A 13,949-nucleotide genomic window follows, 5' to 3' on the forward strand; every position below is an offset into this window, starting at 1 on the left:
GGAGAATGATGACCCTTCGCGCCGAAATGCTGCGCCTCGGCATCCGCATGTTCCTGAAACGCCACCATCAGCCTTTCGATGTCGGGACGTGGCGGGCGAAAATGCATCGCATGGAGCGATGGGTGCCACATCCGCCAGCCAGCACCGAGACGAGCGTCGTGCGGGCCGGCCGCCTCACACTACACCGGATCGCCACGCCGGCGTCGCGACCGGGGCGCAACCTGCTCTATCTCCATGGAGGGGCCTACATCTCGGGCGCGCCGATCTACTATCGTCACTTCACCTGGCGCATTGCCAATGCGACCAGGTCGACGGTGTGGGCGCTTGAATATCGCCTCGCACCCGAACATCCGTTTCCCGCCGCGCTGGACGATGCCGTGGCGGGTTTTCTCTGGCTCGCCAACGAAACGAGCGCTCCCGGCGAACTGTTCGTAATGGGTGATTCAGCCGGTGGAGGATTGGCGCTGTGCCTTCTCATGAGGTTGCGTGACGAACGTAAGCCGCTTCCAGCGGCAGCGGTTGCCATGTCGCCCTGGACTGATCTGGCGCTCACCGCGCCCTCGTTGACCGAGAATGCCGCGTCAGATCCGATGTTGAATGTGCATGATATTCCGGAATTCGTGCGCTGCTATCTTGCAGGCGCCTACGCGTGTAGCCCCTATGCATCGCCGCTCTATGGCGACGTATCCGGGCTTCCGCCGGTGCTGATTCACGTCGGCAGCGACGAGATATTGCGGGATGATGCGATCCGCATGGCCGAGAAGCTGAAACAGTGTAATCCGCGGAGCCGGCTGGAGGTCTGGCCGCGCATGCCGCACGTCTTCCAGCTCTTCGTCCCCGTGCTGCCGGAAGCCCATGCTGCCATCGCGCAGATCGGAGAATTCATCTCCAACCTGCGATGCGAGGTAACTTTGCCGGCTTCGCGGCCGGCCTAGGCCGCGCTGCCGTTCCCGTTCTCGCCGTTGCCGTTCTCGGTCTCTTCGGTGATGTGCTCGACCGAGACCACGTGCTCGTCCTCGGCGGTGTCGAACACGATCACGCCCTGCGTCGAGCGCCCGGCGATGCGGATGCCTTCGACCGGGCAGCGGATGAGCTGGCCCTTGTCGGTGACCAGCATGATCTGGTCGGCCTCTTCCACCGGGAAGGACGCCACCAGATTGCCGTTGCGGTTATTGACGCTCATCGCGACGATGCCTTTGCCGCCGCGGCCCGTGGTGCGGTACTCGTAGGACGAGGTCCGCTTGCCGTAGCCGTTGACGGACACTGTGAGCACGACCTGCTCCTGCGCCGACATCTCGACATAGCGTTCCTGCGGAAGCTGGAAGCTGCCGGACGTCTCCTCGGCCTCGGCATCCGCCGCCGTCTCCTCGGCGGCGCTTTCACCGGCCACCGCGCGGCGCATCTTCAGGTAAGCCGAGCGCTCGTCCGACGTGGTCTCGACATGGCGCAGGATCGCCAGCGAGATGACCTTGTCGCCGCCGGCGAGCGCAATGCCGCGCACGCCCATCGAGGTGCGCCCAGTGAACACGCGCACGTCGGTGACGGGGAAACGGATGCACTGGCCGCCGGCGGCGGTGAGCAGCACGTCGTCGCGCTCGGTGCAGATCTGCACATCGACGATCGCTTCGCCCTCCTCCAGCTTCATGGCGATGATGCCGGAGCGGCGCACGTCGACGAAGTCGGACAGCTTGTTGCGCCGGACGTTGCCGCCGGTGGTGGCGAACATCACGTCGAGCTGCCCCCAGGTGGATTCATCCTCCGGCAGCGGCATGATGGTGGTGATACGCTCGCCCTGCTCCAGCGGCAGGATGTTGATCAGCGCCTTGCCGCGCGCATTCGGAGCCGCCATCGGCAGGCGCCAGACCTTCTCCTTGTAGACCTGGCCGCGCGAGGAGAAGAACAGCACGGGCGTATGCGTGGAGGCCACGAACAGGCGGCTGACGAAATCCTCGTCGCGGGTCTGCATGCCGGCGCGGCCCTTGCCGCCGCGGCGCTGCGCCCGATAGGCCGACAGCGGCACGCGCTTGACGTAGCCGGCGTGTGAGACCGTCACGACCATGTCCTCGCGCTGGATCAGGTCCTCGTCCTCGACCTCGCCTTCTTGCTCCATGATCACGGTGCGGCGCGGCGTGGCGAACTCCGCCTTCACCTCGGCAAGCTCAGCCTTGATGATGTCGAGGATACGGGCGCGCGAGCGCAGGATGTCGAGGTAGTCGCCGATCTCACCGGCGAGCTTGGACAACTCCTCGCCGATCTCGTCGCGGCCGAGCGCGGTGAGGCGCGCCAGACGCAGTTCCAGAATCGCCCTGGCCTGCTCCATCGACAAGCGGATCGTACCGTCCGCGTTGATGCGGTGACGGGGATCGTCGATCAGCGTGATGATGTCCTCGACGTCCCGCGCGGGCCAGTCGCGCGTCATCAGCGTCTCGCGCGCGGCAGCCGGCGTGGGCGAGGTCCGGATCACACGGATGATCTCGTCGATATTGGCGACCGCAATCGCAAGGCCGACCTGCTCGTGCGCCCTTTCGCGCGCCTTGCGCAGCTTGTATTTGGTCCGGCGCGTCACGACCTGCTCGCGGAAGCCGACGAAGATCGTCAGCATGTCCTTCAGGTTCATTGTCTGCGGACGGCCGGAGTCGAGCGCGACGGCGTTGACGCCGAAAGAGGTCTGCAGCGGCGTGAACTTATAGAGCTGGTTCAGCACCACGTCGGGCATGGCATCGCGCTTGAGCTCGACGACGACGCGGTAGCCGTCGCGGTCGGACTCGTCGCGCAGGTCGGAAATGCCCTCGATCTTCTTTTCCTTGTAGAGCTCGGCGATGCGCTCCACCATTGTCGCCTTGTTCACCTGATACGGAATCTCGGTGATGACGATCGCCTCGCGCTCCTTGCGGATCGTCTCGAACTCGACCTTGCCGCGCATCACGATGGAGCCGCGGCCAAGATGATATGCGCTGCGGATGCCCTGGCGTCCGAGAATGATGCCGCCGGTCGGGAAATCCGGACCCGGGATGATGTTGTTGAGCTCGTCGATGGTAAGCGACGGATTGTCGATCAGCGCCACGCAAGCGTCGATCACCTCGCCCAGATTGTGCGGTGGGATGTTGGTGGCCATGCCGACCGCGATGCCGCCGGCACCGTTGACCAGCAGGTTCGGGAACCTGGCCGGCAGCACCACCGGCTCTTTCTCGGAGCCGTCATAGTTGTCCTGGAAATCGACGGTATCGTCGTCGATGTCCTCGAGCAGCTTCAGCGCGATCTTGGTCAGGCGGGACTCGGTGTAACGCATGGCCGCCGGCGGATCGCCGTCGACGGAGCCGAAATTGCCCTGCCCGTCGATCAGCGGCGCGCGCATCGAGAAGTCCTGCGCCATGCGTACCAGCGCGTCGTAGATCGCCTGGTCGCCATGCGGGTGGTATTTACCCATGACCTCGCCGACGGCACCGGCGGACTTCTTATGCTTCTTGTCCGGAGTATCGCCGCGATTGTTCATCGCGAACAGGATGCGGCGATGCACCGGCTTCAACCCGTCGCGCGCATCGGGCAGCGCACGCGCCACGATCACGCTCATCGCGTAATCGAGATAGGACTTCTTCATCTCCTCGTAGATGGAAACGGGGCGAATGTCCGAGGGTTGCGCCGGCTGGTCGCCGGGCTTGTTGTCGTCGTCAGCCAAGGGGAAATCCGGTGAGGTTTTGTCTGGGAATCATATAGCGCATCGAGCGCGTGATAACCACCCTCGCAAGGTCCCCAGGAAGCGCTTTTTCCGCTTATTTTTCCAACGACTTACACGCTCTATAGCACTGCCCCCGGAACCGCCGGAACGTGCCGCCGGAAACCACTCCTCAAGCGCCGAAAATCACACGGTGCATGATGCGTCCGGGCACCAGCGTGAACAGGCCCGCCACCACCAGCGCGCCGGTAAAGATGAAGATCATCATCCGGCGATGATCGGCGACGCGATGAGTATGGGCGCGCCACACCGCCAGTGGCAGCACCACCAGCGTGAAGATCGACAGGAGATGGATCGGGCTGAACGGGCCAACCAGCCGGATCTGGTGGATCCAGAATGACGACGCGGCCACGACGGCCATCAGGACGACCCAGATCCAGCCGATCGTCCGATGCGGCAGCGTGCCCTTGGGCGCCGCGAACTGAACGAGGCCAAGCCCGAACGCGGCCATGGCCGCGAAGGCATGCAGCGGAATGGCCGGCGCGGCCTCAAGCAGTGGCGCGAGGCTCATGGGCGGGCGACCTCCAGAGCGGCGGAAACGGCAATGTGAATAGAATTAACATCAAGTTAATACCATTCACATCGCGCCCCGGTCAAAAGCTCAGGCGCAATCTGAAGCAAGGCCCGGAAATGCCAAGCCCTATCAGACGATTGGTAAGGAATTTTGCCGCTTTACGCGAGTTAGCGGGATCCAAGATGCGAGGTACCCTGCGCCCTCGCGGCCTCAGAACGGGATGTCGTCATCCATGTCGCTGTTGCGACCGCCGCCAGCGGCCACAGGACGGCGCGGAGCGCTGCTGACCGGACCGCTGGAGCCGAAGTCGCCGCCCGGCTCCTCGCCGAAGTTGCCGCCTCCTCCGCCGCCACGGCCGTCAAGCATCGTGAGGTTCGAGTTGAAGCCCTGGAGCACGACTTCGGTGGAGTATTTCTCCACCCCGCTCTGATCGGTCCATTTGCGGGTCTGGAGCGCGCCCTCGACGTAAACCTTCGAGCCCTTCTTCAGGTACTGTTCGGCGACCTTGGCGAGACCCTCGTTGAAGATCACCACGCGGTGCCACTCGGTCTTTTCCTTGCGCTCGCCGGTCGCCTTGTCCCGCCAGGTTTCCGAGGTCGCGATCGACAGATTTGCGATCGGTCGCCCGTCCTGGGTGCGGCGGATTTCCGGATCCTTGCCGAGATTTCCGACCAGAATGACCTTGTTGATGCTTCCCGCCATCGCCGCTCTCCACTCCAAACGTCACTGAATTTCGAAAAAGGCCGCACGTTGCCGCGCCATTCGCCCGTTGGGGGGACCCTATACGCTCGCAAGGCGCTTGCAGCCGCCGATCAGCCCGCCACCCCTCAACTTATCCCCACATATAGCATCGGCGGCCGCCTTGTTCCAGATTTGTTCTTGGCGGAACCAACGGAAGGCTGTGACGGCTGAATGACACGGATGCGTCGAGAAAGTGGCAAACCGAGATGGAACTTTTTTGGGTTCCCGCGGACAGTGGAAACCACTTAACATTCATTAACTTACCGGCTCTGTCGTTCGTCAGCGGCTGTTGCATTTCGGAGACGGACTCGGGTGCGACATTAAGCTAGGGTTGTCTCGGAATTAGTTCATATGGGCGTCGCGCCTAATTGACCGCTTCGGGGATTTCGAGAAGCGGGCGAAACTGGGGAGACTGCAATGAATAAGATTTGGGTGGGTGCAATCGGAGCTGTGGCACTGAGCCTGTCAGCTCCAGCGAGCGCGGCGGACCTCGCCGCGCGTCCGTACACCAAGGCTCCGCCGCCTGCGGTGGCCGCGGTCTACGACTGGAGCGGCTTCTACATCGGCATCAACGGCGGTGGCGGCACCAGCCACAAGTGCTGGGACTTCGTGGGCGTTGGCGGTACGCTGTTCGGTGAAGGATGCCACAACGCGACCGGCGGCACGGTCGGTGGACAGATCGGCTATCGCTGGCAGTCGACCAACTGGGTGTTCGGCATCGAGGGCCAGGGCAACTGGGCTGACTTCTCGGGCGACAATGTCAGCCTCATCTTCCCCGGCAGCGCGCTCGTCACGGGCGACCGCAATCGGTCGCGAATCGACTCCTTCGGCCTGATCACTGGCCAGATTGGCTATGCCTGGAACAACGTCCTGTTCTACGTGAAGGGCGGCGCCGCGGTGGTCGGCGACAAGTTCGATATCTTCGCTGCCTCTGGCACGCCCTTTGCGGGCACCCTGCTTGCTTCGGCCCGCGACACGCGCTGGGGCGGCACGGTCGGCGCTGGCCTCGAGTTCGGATTCGCGCCGAACTGGTCGGTCGGTGTCGAATACGACCACATCTTCCTTGGCAATCAGACCAGGGACTTCACCACGCCCGGCGGCCTGTTCTTCCAGACCGATCGCATCAGCCAGAATGTCGATATGGGTCTCGTCCGCGTGAACTATCGCTGGGGCGGCCCGGTGATCGCAAAGTACTGATATCACCCGGATATCGATCGGCGCTTCAAGGCCGGCCTCGCGCCGGCCTTTTTGCTGCGCGCTGCTGAACAATAGGTCAGCAATGCAGCCCGTTTTCTGACCTGTTGTGACTTTTGGGGTACACAACTTCCAGCTTCGCTGGTGTAAGCCGGCTGCAGTTGGACGAGAGCGTCCGATGTCCTTCCTTTCGCACGGAAGGCAAAAACAGAAACCGGGACTGGGACTGAATTGAAGATGAAGAAGGTTTTGTTGGCTTCGGCCTGTTTGTTCGCACTGGGCGCATTTGCTCCCGCCACGGCTGCCGATCTCGCAGCCCGCCACTACACCAAGGCTCCGATCGCTCCGGCCGCGGTCTACAACTGGACCGGCTTCTACCTCGGTGTCGTCGGTGGCGGCGCGTGGGAAAATTCCTCGACCGACCCGAAAATGAAGGGCGGCTTTGTCGGCGGCACGGCCGGCTACAACTGGCAGGCCGGCAACGTCGTGTTCGGCCTCGAAGCCGACGGCGCCTGGGCTGACGTCAGCGCTTCGGTGACCGGCGCCACCGTCGTCCCCGGCTTCGGTGTTGCGACCGCAACGGCGAGCTCGAAGACCGATGCGATGGGCACCGTGCGCGGCCGCATCGGCTGGGCGGTCAACCAGGTCCTGTTCTACGGCACCGGCGGCTATGCCTGGATCGACAACAAGATCAGCCTCTCCGCACTCGGCATCACCGCGTCGGACAGCAAGTGGCACTCCGGCTGGACCGTCGGCGCCGGCGTCGAAGCGTTCTTCGCGCCGCAGTGGTCGGTCAAGGGCGAGTATCTCTATCGCAGCCTCGCCGGCGAGACCTATTTCTCCGGCGCCCTGCCCTCGGGCACGCTCAACTTCCACACCGTGCAGGTCGGCGTGAACTATCACTTCGGCGCCCCGGTGGTCGCGAAGTACTAAGCTTCGCCCCAACGCCATCGCGTTACGAAAGGCCGGCCTTGCGCCGGCCTTTTTGTTCTTGCGCGCTCCTGCTCAGGCGCCGATCACGCGATCCGTATTCGACTGCGAACGAAGCGCCGACAGCCGCTACCGAGCGTTGCTACTGCCACGTGCCGCCAGCGCACCAACAATCCGTTGACGATTCGCAACTCGCACTGGAAATCCGCCCTCGTTCTTCCTACGTTCGCTGACATACCCATCGGCGCCGATCCCGGTTCCCGGCAAAGCGCGCGCCTGAACGCTGGCGCGGCCGCGCGCCTTTGGGATTTTCCCGTTGGGTTTGGGTTCTTGTTTTCGGTTCTTGGGGACCACCAGGATGGATGAAGTGATCAAGGCGAAGCGCCAACAGCAGAACGCGGGCTCGAGCCTGCGCGCAATTACGATCCGTGGCGCACGCGAGCACAACCTCAAGAACATCGACGTCGAGATCCCGCGCGACAAGCTCGTGGTGTTCACGGGCCTGTCCGGCTCCGGCAAATCCTCGCTCGCCTTCGACACGATCTATGCCGAAGGCCAGCGCCGTTACGTCGAGTCGCTGTCGGCCTATGCGCGCCAGTTCCTGGAGATGATGCAGAAGCCGGACGTCGACCAGATCGATGGCCTGTCGCCCGCGATCTCGATCGAGCAGAAGACGACCTCGAAGAACCCGCGCTCCACCGTCGGCACCGTCACCGAGATCTACGACTACATGCGCCTGCTCTGGGCGCGCGTCGGCGTGCCCTATTCGCCGGCCACGGGCCTGCCGATCGAGAGCCAGACCGTCTCGCAGATGGTCGACCGCGTGCTGGCGCTGCCCGAGGGCACGCGCCTCTATCTGCTCGCGCCGGTCGTGCGCGGCCGCAAGGGTGAGTACAAGAAGGAGCTCGCCGAATGGCTCAAGAAGGGCTTCCAGCGCGTCAAGATCGACGGCACCTTCTACGAGCTCGCGGAGGCCCCTAACCTCGACAAGAAATTCCCGCACGACATCGACGTCGTGGTCGACCGCATCGTGGTGCGCGCCGATATCGGCCAGCGTCTCGCCGAGAGCTTTGAGACCGCGCTGAAGCTCGCCGAGGGCCTCGCCGTCGTCGAGTTCGCCGACACGCCGGCCGCCGCGCCTGCGGAAGAGAAGAAGAAGACCGCAAAGATCCACGACAAGAGCGGCCCCGAGCGAATCCTGTTCTCGGAAAAGTTCGCCTGCCCGGTCTCCGGCTTCACCATTCCGGAGGTCGAGCCGCGGCTGTTCTCGTTCAACAATCCCTATGGCGCCTGCCCGGCCTGCGGCGGCCTCGGCATCGAGCAGCATGTCGACGAGGATCTCGTCATCCCCGACAAGGAGCTCACTCTTCGCAAAGGCGCGATAGCGCCCTGGGCCAAGTCGTCGTCGCCCTACTATGTGCAGACGCTGACCGCGCTCGGCAAGCACTACAAGTTCGCGCTCGACACCAAGTGGAAGGACCTGCCGAAGAAGACGAGAGACGCGATCCTCTACGGCTCCGGCGACGACGAGATCAAGTTCTCCTACGAGGACGGCGTGCGCTCCTACGACACCAAGAAGCCGTTCGAGGGCGTCATCACCAACATCAACCGCCGCTATCGCGAGACCGAGAGCGAGTGGGCGCGCGAGGAGCTGGCGAAGTATTTCCACGACGTCCCCTGCGAGGCCTGCAAAGGCTTTCGGCTCAAGCCCGAGGCGCTGTGCGTCAAGGTCGGGGGCAAGCATATCGGCGAGATCTCCGAGCTGTCGGTGAAGCGCGCCGGCGAGTGGTTCGAGGGCGTGCCGGAGGCGCTGAACGCGCAGCAGAAGGAGATCGCGAGCCGCATCCTCAAGGAGATCCGCGAGCGCCTCACCTTCCTGCTCGACGTCGGCCTCAACTATCTCACCCTCTCCCGCTCCTCCGGCACGCTGTCCGGCGGCGAGAGCCAGCGCATTCGCCTCGCCTCGCAGATCGGCTCGGGGCTGACCGGGGTGCTCTACGTGCTGGACGAGCCCTCGATCGGCCTGCACCAGCGCGACAATGCCCGCCTGCTCGATACGCTCAAGCGGCTGCGCGACCTCGGCAACACCGTGGTCGTGGTCGAGCATGATGAGGATGCCATTCGCTTGGCCGACTACGTGCTCGACATCGGCCCCGGCGCCGGCATGCATGGCGGCAACATCGTTGCCGAAGGCACGCCCGCCGAGATCATGCGCAACCCGAAATCGCTGACCGGCAAATATCTCACCGGCGAGCTCGAGGTCGAGGTGCCGGAGCGGCGCCCGCCGAACCATCGCCGCACCATCAAGGTGGTGAACGCCCGCGGCAATAACCTGAAGAATATCACGGCCGAGATCCCGCTCGGCCTGTTCACCTGCGTCACCGGCGTCTCCGGCGGCGGCAAGTCGACGCTGCTGATCGACACGCTCTACCGCGCCATCGCCCGCAAGCTGAACGGCGCGAGCGAAGGCGCCGCTCCGCACGACCGCATCGAGGGCCTCGAGCACATCGACAAGATCATCGACATCGACCAGTCGCCGATCGGCCGCACCCCGCGCTCGAACCCCGCAACGTATACCGGCGCCTTCACGCCGATCCGCGAGTGGTTCGCCGGGCTCCCCGAGGCGAAGGCGCGCGGCTACGAGCCCGGCCGCTTCTCCTTCAACGTCAAGGGCGGCCGCTGCGAGGCGTGCCAGGGCGACGGCGTCATCAAGATCGAGATGCACTTCCTGCCCGACGTCTACGTCACCTGCGACGTCTGCAAGGGCAAGCGCTACAACCGCGAGACGCTGGAGGTCCTATTCAAGGGCAAGAGCATCGCTGACGTCCTCGACATGACCGTCGAGGAAGCCGCCGATTTCTTCAAGGCCGTCCCGCGCGTCCGCGAAACTTTCAACACGCTGCACCGCGTCGGCCTGGACTACATCCACGTCGGCCAGCAGGCGACCACGCTATCCGGCGGCGAAGCGCAGCGCGTCAAACTGGCAAAAGAACTGTCGAAGCGCGCCACCGGCCGCACGCTCTACATCCTGGACGAGCCGACCACCGGCCTGCACTTCCACGACGTCAAGAAACTCCTGGAAGTGCTGCACGAGTTGGTTGCCCAGGGCAACACGGTCGTCGTCATCGAGCACAATCTCGAGGTGATCAAGACCGCCGACTGGGTCATCGATCTCGGCCCCGAGGGCGGCGACGGCGGCGGCGAAATCGTCGCCTGGGGCCCGCCCGAAGACATCGTCAAGGCGCCGCGGAGCTATACGGGCCAATTCCTGGAGCCGGTGCTGAAGAAGGCGCGGAAGCCGAAGCGGCGGAGCACAAGCGAGGCGGCGGAGTAGTTCCCGGCTCTGATGGTATTGAGGGATCGCACCTCTGATGGAGTGCCGGCGATGCTCAGCGCAAACTACCTGCTCCTTTGTGACGCCATTCTCGCCGAGCAGCAGGTGCTTTGCGTCTATGAGGGCCGCTATCGCTGCGCGTATATCACAGGCACCAGGAAACGCGGCGAGGAAGCGGTGCTGGCCAGGCAGTTCGGCCGCGAGAGCAGCAGCCCATTGCCGCAATGGCGGTGCTTAAAGCTGGCGAATGTCAGCGACGCCCACGCTCGTAACGGCCGCCGCTAGCTGCCAACGAATTCAATGACTGCCTCGCCCCGCGCAACGGCTTCGACAATTTGCGGCATGGCACTCAGAAACTGACGGACTAGCGCGCGATTGTCGATATTGCCGACGCGGACCCACAGCACGATCGGCCCCTGCCTCTTTGCAGCGAGAAATCGCGATCCTTGGTCACGAGAATGGCTGATCGAGAAATGGCTTCGTTCCAAATCGCTCCGTCGGTCGCGGTTGCCATCCCGAACTCGACGACATGAGCCGCCTCGAATCCTGCTCGACGCATGGCATCCGCGAGTGCGGGTGGAAGCTGAGCGTCGATCAGGTAAAGCAAGCTATTTGGCCGCTATGATCGGGTGATCGACTTGACGGGCAGCATAGGCGAGCACCGCGTCAATGTCGGCCTCCTCCAGATACGGATAATCCTCGAGAATGCTCTCGCGCGACTGCCCGGCGGACAGCAATCCCAGAACGTCGGCAACTGTGATGCGCAGATCGCGAATACAGGGGCGTCCATGCATGCGTTCCGGGTCGACCGTAATCCTTGCCAGTAGCTCCGACATCTGTCACCTCTGTGGAGGTCAATATAGCATCTCAGATAGCATCTGTCAGTGCGTCGCCAGCGAGCATGTTGCTCGATCCGCCCGGCACCTCTCCCGCAATGCCCTACTCCCTCGCCATCTTCGATCTCGACGGCACGCTGGCCGACAGCTTTCCGTGGTTCCTGCGCACCATCAACGATGTTGCCGATCGCTTCGGCTTTCGGCGCGTCGCAGATGAGGAGGTCGAGGGGCTGCGGCATGCGTCGACGCGCGAGATCCTCACGCGCCTCGAGGTGCCGCTGTGGAAGCTGCCGGCGATCGCGCGGCATGCGCGGCGGTTGAAGGCGGAGGCGGCGGCGGAGATTTCGCTGTTTGCGGGCGTCGAGGCGATGCTGGAGGCGCTGTCGCAGAGCGGCGTGCAGCTCGCGCTGGTGACCTCTGACAGCGAAGCCAATGCGCGCGAAAAGCTCGGCGATGCCGCGGCCCTGTTCTCGCATTTCGACTGCGCCGCATCGCTGTTCGGCAAGCCCGCGAAATTCCGCCGTGTCATCCGCCGCGCCGGCGCGGAGCGAAGCCGTGTGATCTCCATCGGAGACGAGGTCCGCGACATCGAAGCGGCGCGGGCTGTCGGCATTGCCTGCGGCGCCGTGTGCTGGGGCTACGCGGCGCCGGCGGCGTTGCGGGCGCAGAAACCGGACCACACGTTCGAGCGGATGGATGAGATTGCGCGCGCGTTGGGTCCGGTGCCGTAGCCCGGATGAGCGTAGCGATATCCGGGGCCGTCCATGGATGAAAGCGGCCCCCGCATGTCGCTTCGCTCATGCGGGCTACGGGACATCCGCCTCCTACTGCGTCCGCCTGAGAAACGCCCCGAACGCGCGCGGGCCGTCGCCGACCTTGACCTCGCCAATCACCTTCAGCTCGACCGCGTCGATGATGCTGAGTGAGTTGCTCTCCCAGTTGGCCACGATGATCCGCTTGCCGTCCGCGGTCGCCGCGATCCCTTCCGGATAATCGCCGACCGTGATGCGCGTGACCGGCTTCAGTGTCGCAAGATCGAACACGCTGACGGTGCCGCCATATTGGTCGGTGACGAAGCCGCGGCCTTGTGCCAGCGCCACGGCATAGGGGCGCATGCCCACGGCGATCCGGCCGACCTCGCGCGCCCCGGCGATATCGATCACCGACACGTCGTTCGATTCGACGTTGGCGGTATAGGCGCGCTTGCCGTCCGCGTCGATCGTGACGCCGAACGGATGTGTGCCGACCTTGACGATCGCCTTGCGCTGCCGCGTTGCGGTATCGACAATGGACACGCTGTCGGCATCGCGATCTGCCGAGAGCAGGAGCCGCCCGTCTGATGTCACCGCGAGGCCCGACGGCGAGGCGCCGACCGCGATTTCAGCGACCAGGCGCTGCTCTTTCGGATCGACCACCCGCACCGCCGCGGCGTACCAGTCGGCAACATAGACTGCAGCACCATCCGGCGCCACCGCGACACCGAGCGGACCGCCGCCGACATTGATCTTGCCGATGATCCGCCGGGCGGCGGCATCGACCACCGTAAGCGCCTTGGCTTCGGGGCTCGTCACATAGGCGAAGCGTCCGTCCGGGGTCACGGCGACACCCGCGGGCTTGCCGCCAATCGCGATGGTCGCGACAGGCCGCGCGGTTGCGAGGTCCACGACCGTTAGATTTTCGCTTAGCTGATTGGTGACGAACGCCTCCTCGGCCGAGGCTTTCTCGGCCGAGACCAGGCCGATGCTGGCGGCGAGCGCCGCCAGAACCAGGACGCGCACGGTCAGCTTCCGCTCTCGATCTTCTTCTTGAGCGCCGCGAGGCCGGTTTGATAGAGCGCCCTCACCGCCTTGACCGAGTTCTCGTCATTCAGCTCCGGCGGCGGATCGTTGTTGGGAAAGCCGCGGTAGAACGCGCCGGCCCATTCCAGCGTCGAGCCCTTGCCGTCGGCGCTCGGCGACACCGTCAGCGTCGAGGAATAGTTGGTGACCGGCAGCACCTTCACGTCGACGGTGGTGATCCGGTAGGAATAGGTCATCGCGCCGGCGTCGAATTTGTAGAGCTCCTCGTCGACGGTGGCGCCGCCGGTCAGCGTCAGCCGCCGCGTCGCGCCGATCTCATTGCCCTTCTCGCCCTCGGTCTTGGTGACCGGCGCGAGCCAGCTCATGTCCTGGAAATTGCCGATCACCGCCCAGACCTTGGCCGGCGGTGCGTTGATCTCGATGGATTCCCGCACCTTCTGCCGGGTCGGCCCGTGGGCCCAAACCGGCTCAAAAACCGCCGTCAATGCCATCCCCGCCACCGCCAGCGCCGCCACCCCGGCGATCGCCCTTCCGATCGTCACCCTCATGTCGTGTCCTCACGTTTGATCTTGCGCGACTGACGCGCGCTGGGAACATCGTAACGCATATTTGGACCGTGGGGAGACAAGTTCGTGGCGCCGCCGTGGCGGGACCACTGTGGGCCACCATCCCTTGGGTTGCCCGACGGGCAAAACACCCCAGTGCCCGGTCAAGCCCGGCATCCATCGTCGCCCTCAAATAATTCGCTTTACGCGAATTCGGAATTGTCGCATATTTTGCCCATCCTGGCCCGGTCCGAGGGGCGTATCGCGATCGTCACGACACGTGGGTTGGGATGCGGTGGACGCGGCGGCATCGGCGCGAAGGG

At 64.3% G+C, this 13,949-nt stretch carries 13 protein-coding genes; 6 read left to right on the plus strand and 7 right to left on the minus strand.

Annotated features, from left to right (window positions below; translation table 11 throughout):
* Window positions 1-8 precede the first annotated feature (8 nt).
* A complete protein-coding gene (locus tag MTR72_RS16795; protein WP_341510698.1) occupies window positions 9-935 on the plus strand; it encodes an alpha/beta hydrolase in 927 nt (308 codons plus the stop codon).
* On the opposite strand, the gene gyrA is transcribed toward MTR72_RS16795, so the two are convergent.
* From gyrA to MTR72_RS16810, 3 genes are all read right to left on the minus strand, one after another.
* On the minus strand, window positions 932-3,676 hold the full coding sequence (gene gyrA, locus MTR72_RS16800) for a DNA gyrase subunit A (RefSeq protein ID WP_341510699.1): 2,745 nt from the start codon (window positions 3,674-3,676) through the stop codon (window positions 932-934). The two genes, MTR72_RS16795 and gyrA, sit on opposite strands and share 4 nt — an antisense overlap.
* A 169-nt stretch (window positions 3,677-3,845) precedes the next feature.
* A complete protein-coding gene (locus MTR72_RS16805; RefSeq protein ID WP_341510700.1) occupies window positions 3,846-4,244 on the minus strand; it encodes a DUF2306 domain-containing protein in 399 nt (132 codons plus the stop codon).
* 213 nt (window positions 4,245-4,457) lie between these two features.
* On the minus strand, window positions 4,458-4,949 hold the full coding sequence (locus MTR72_RS16810; RefSeq protein WP_280963768.1) for a single-stranded DNA-binding protein: 492 nt from the start codon (window positions 4,947-4,949) through the stop codon (window positions 4,458-4,460).
* 456 nt (window positions 4,950-5,405) lie between these two features.
* Between MTR72_RS16810 and MTR72_RS16815 the strand changes: the two genes are divergently transcribed.
* The 4 genes from MTR72_RS16815 (at window position 5,406) to MTR72_RS16830 (ending at window position 10,731) form a co-directional block, all read left to right on the plus strand.
* On the plus strand, window positions 5,406-6,185 hold the full coding sequence (locus MTR72_RS16815; protein WP_341510701.1) for an outer membrane protein: 780 nt from the start codon (window positions 5,406-5,408) through the stop codon (window positions 6,183-6,185).
* Window positions 6,186-6,419: 234 nt separating this feature from the next.
* Window positions 6,420-7,115, plus strand: a complete 696-nt coding sequence (locus MTR72_RS16820; RefSeq protein ID WP_341510702.1) for an outer membrane protein — start codon at window positions 6,420-6,422, stop codon at window positions 7,113-7,115.
* Window positions 7,116-7,470: 355 nt separating this feature from the next.
* Window positions 7,471-10,446 (plus strand): excinuclease ABC subunit UvrA, encoded by a 2,976-nt coding sequence (gene uvrA / locus MTR72_RS16825; protein WP_341510703.1) that lies wholly within the window; start codon window positions 7,471-7,473, stop codon window positions 10,444-10,446.
* 51 nt (window positions 10,447-10,497) lie between these two features.
* The gene (locus MTR72_RS16830; protein ID WP_341510704.1) at window positions 10,498-10,731 is read left to right on the plus strand and encodes a hypothetical protein; all 234 of its coding nucleotides are present in this window, start codon (window positions 10,498-10,500) and stop codon (window positions 10,729-10,731) included.
* Window positions 10,732-10,810: 79 nt separating this feature from the next.
* Here MTR72_RS16830 and MTR72_RS40470 read toward each other — a convergent pair whose 3' ends face one another.
* Complete coding sequence (locus MTR72_RS40470) at window positions 10,811-11,053, minus strand: DUF5615 family PIN-like protein (protein WP_445819603.1); 243 nt, start codon at window positions 11,051-11,053, stop codon at window positions 10,811-10,813.
* A gap of 1 nt (window position 11,054) precedes the next feature.
* On the minus strand, window positions 11,055-11,282 hold the full coding sequence (locus MTR72_RS16835; RefSeq protein ID WP_280963762.1) for a DUF433 domain-containing protein: 228 nt from the start codon (window positions 11,280-11,282) through the stop codon (window positions 11,055-11,057).
* A 98-nt stretch (window positions 11,283-11,380) separates the two neighbouring features.
* Between MTR72_RS16835 and MTR72_RS16840 the strand changes: the two genes are divergently transcribed.
* Window positions 11,381-12,013 carry an HAD family hydrolase gene (locus MTR72_RS16840; RefSeq protein WP_341510804.1) on the plus strand — a complete coding sequence of 211 codons (633 nt, stop codon included), beginning with the start codon at window positions 11,381-11,383 and terminating at the stop codon, window positions 12,011-12,013.
* Between the two features lie 93 nt (window positions 12,014-12,106).
* Here the strand turns inward: MTR72_RS16840 and MTR72_RS16845 are convergent, their stop codons facing one another.
* Both MTR72_RS16845 and MTR72_RS16850 read right to left on the minus strand, forming a co-directional pair.
* The gene (locus tag MTR72_RS16845; RefSeq protein WP_341510705.1) at window positions 12,107-13,060 is read right to left on the minus strand and encodes a YVTN family beta-propeller repeat protein; all 954 of its coding nucleotides are present in this window, start codon (window positions 13,058-13,060) and stop codon (window positions 12,107-12,109) included.
* A 2-nt stretch (window positions 13,061-13,062) separates the two neighbouring features.
* A complete protein-coding gene (locus MTR72_RS16850; protein ID WP_341510706.1) occupies window positions 13,063-13,629 on the minus strand; it encodes an SRPBCC family protein in 567 nt (188 codons plus the stop codon).
* Between the last annotated feature and the right edge of the window lie 320 nt (window positions 13,630-13,949).

Origin of the sequence: Bradyrhizobium sp. ISRA442, from assembly GCF_038085055.1 — a bacterium.
Taxonomy (GTDB): Bacteria; Pseudomonadota; Alphaproteobacteria; order Rhizobiales; family Xanthobacteraceae; genus Bradyrhizobium.

What these genes read in the sequence shown, in the direction of transcription:
- MTR72_RS16830 (WP_341510704.1), top strand. Translation starts at nt 10,498, where the DNA reads ATGCTCAGCGCAAACTACCTGCTCCTTTGTGACGCCATTCTCGCCGAG.
- MTR72_RS16850 (WP_341510706.1), bottom strand. Translation starts at nt 13,629, where the DNA reads ATGAGGGTGACGATCGGAAGGGCGATCGCCGGGGTGGCGGCGCTGGCG.
- MTR72_RS16805 (WP_341510700.1), bottom strand. Translation starts at nt 4,244, where the DNA reads ATGAGCCTCGCGCCACTGCTTGAGGCCGCGCCGGCCATTCCGCTGCAT.
- MTR72_RS16835 (WP_280963762.1), bottom strand. Translation starts at nt 11,282, where the DNA reads ATGTCGGAGCTACTGGCAAGGATTACGGTCGACCCGGAACGCATGCAT.
- MTR72_RS16810 (WP_280963768.1), bottom strand. Translation starts at nt 4,949, where the DNA reads ATGGCGGGAAGCATCAACAAGGTCATTCTGGTCGGAAATCTCGGCAAG.
- MTR72_RS16840 (WP_341510804.1), top strand. Translation starts at nt 11,381, where the DNA reads ATGCCCTACTCCCTCGCCATCTTCGATCTCGACGGCACGCTGGCCGAC.
- MTR72_RS16815 (WP_341510701.1), top strand. Translation starts at nt 5,406, where the DNA reads ATGAATAAGATTTGGGTGGGTGCAATCGGAGCTGTGGCACTGAGCCTG.
- MTR72_RS16820 (WP_341510702.1), top strand. Translation starts at nt 6,420, where the DNA reads ATGAAGAAGGTTTTGTTGGCTTCGGCCTGTTTGTTCGCACTGGGCGCA.
- uvrA (WP_341510703.1), top strand. Translation starts at nt 7,471, where the DNA reads ATGGATGAAGTGATCAAGGCGAAGCGCCAACAGCAGAACGCGGGCTCG.
- MTR72_RS16795 (WP_341510698.1), top strand. Translation starts at nt 9, where the DNA reads ATGACCCTTCGCGCCGAAATGCTGCGCCTCGGCATCCGCATGTTCCTG.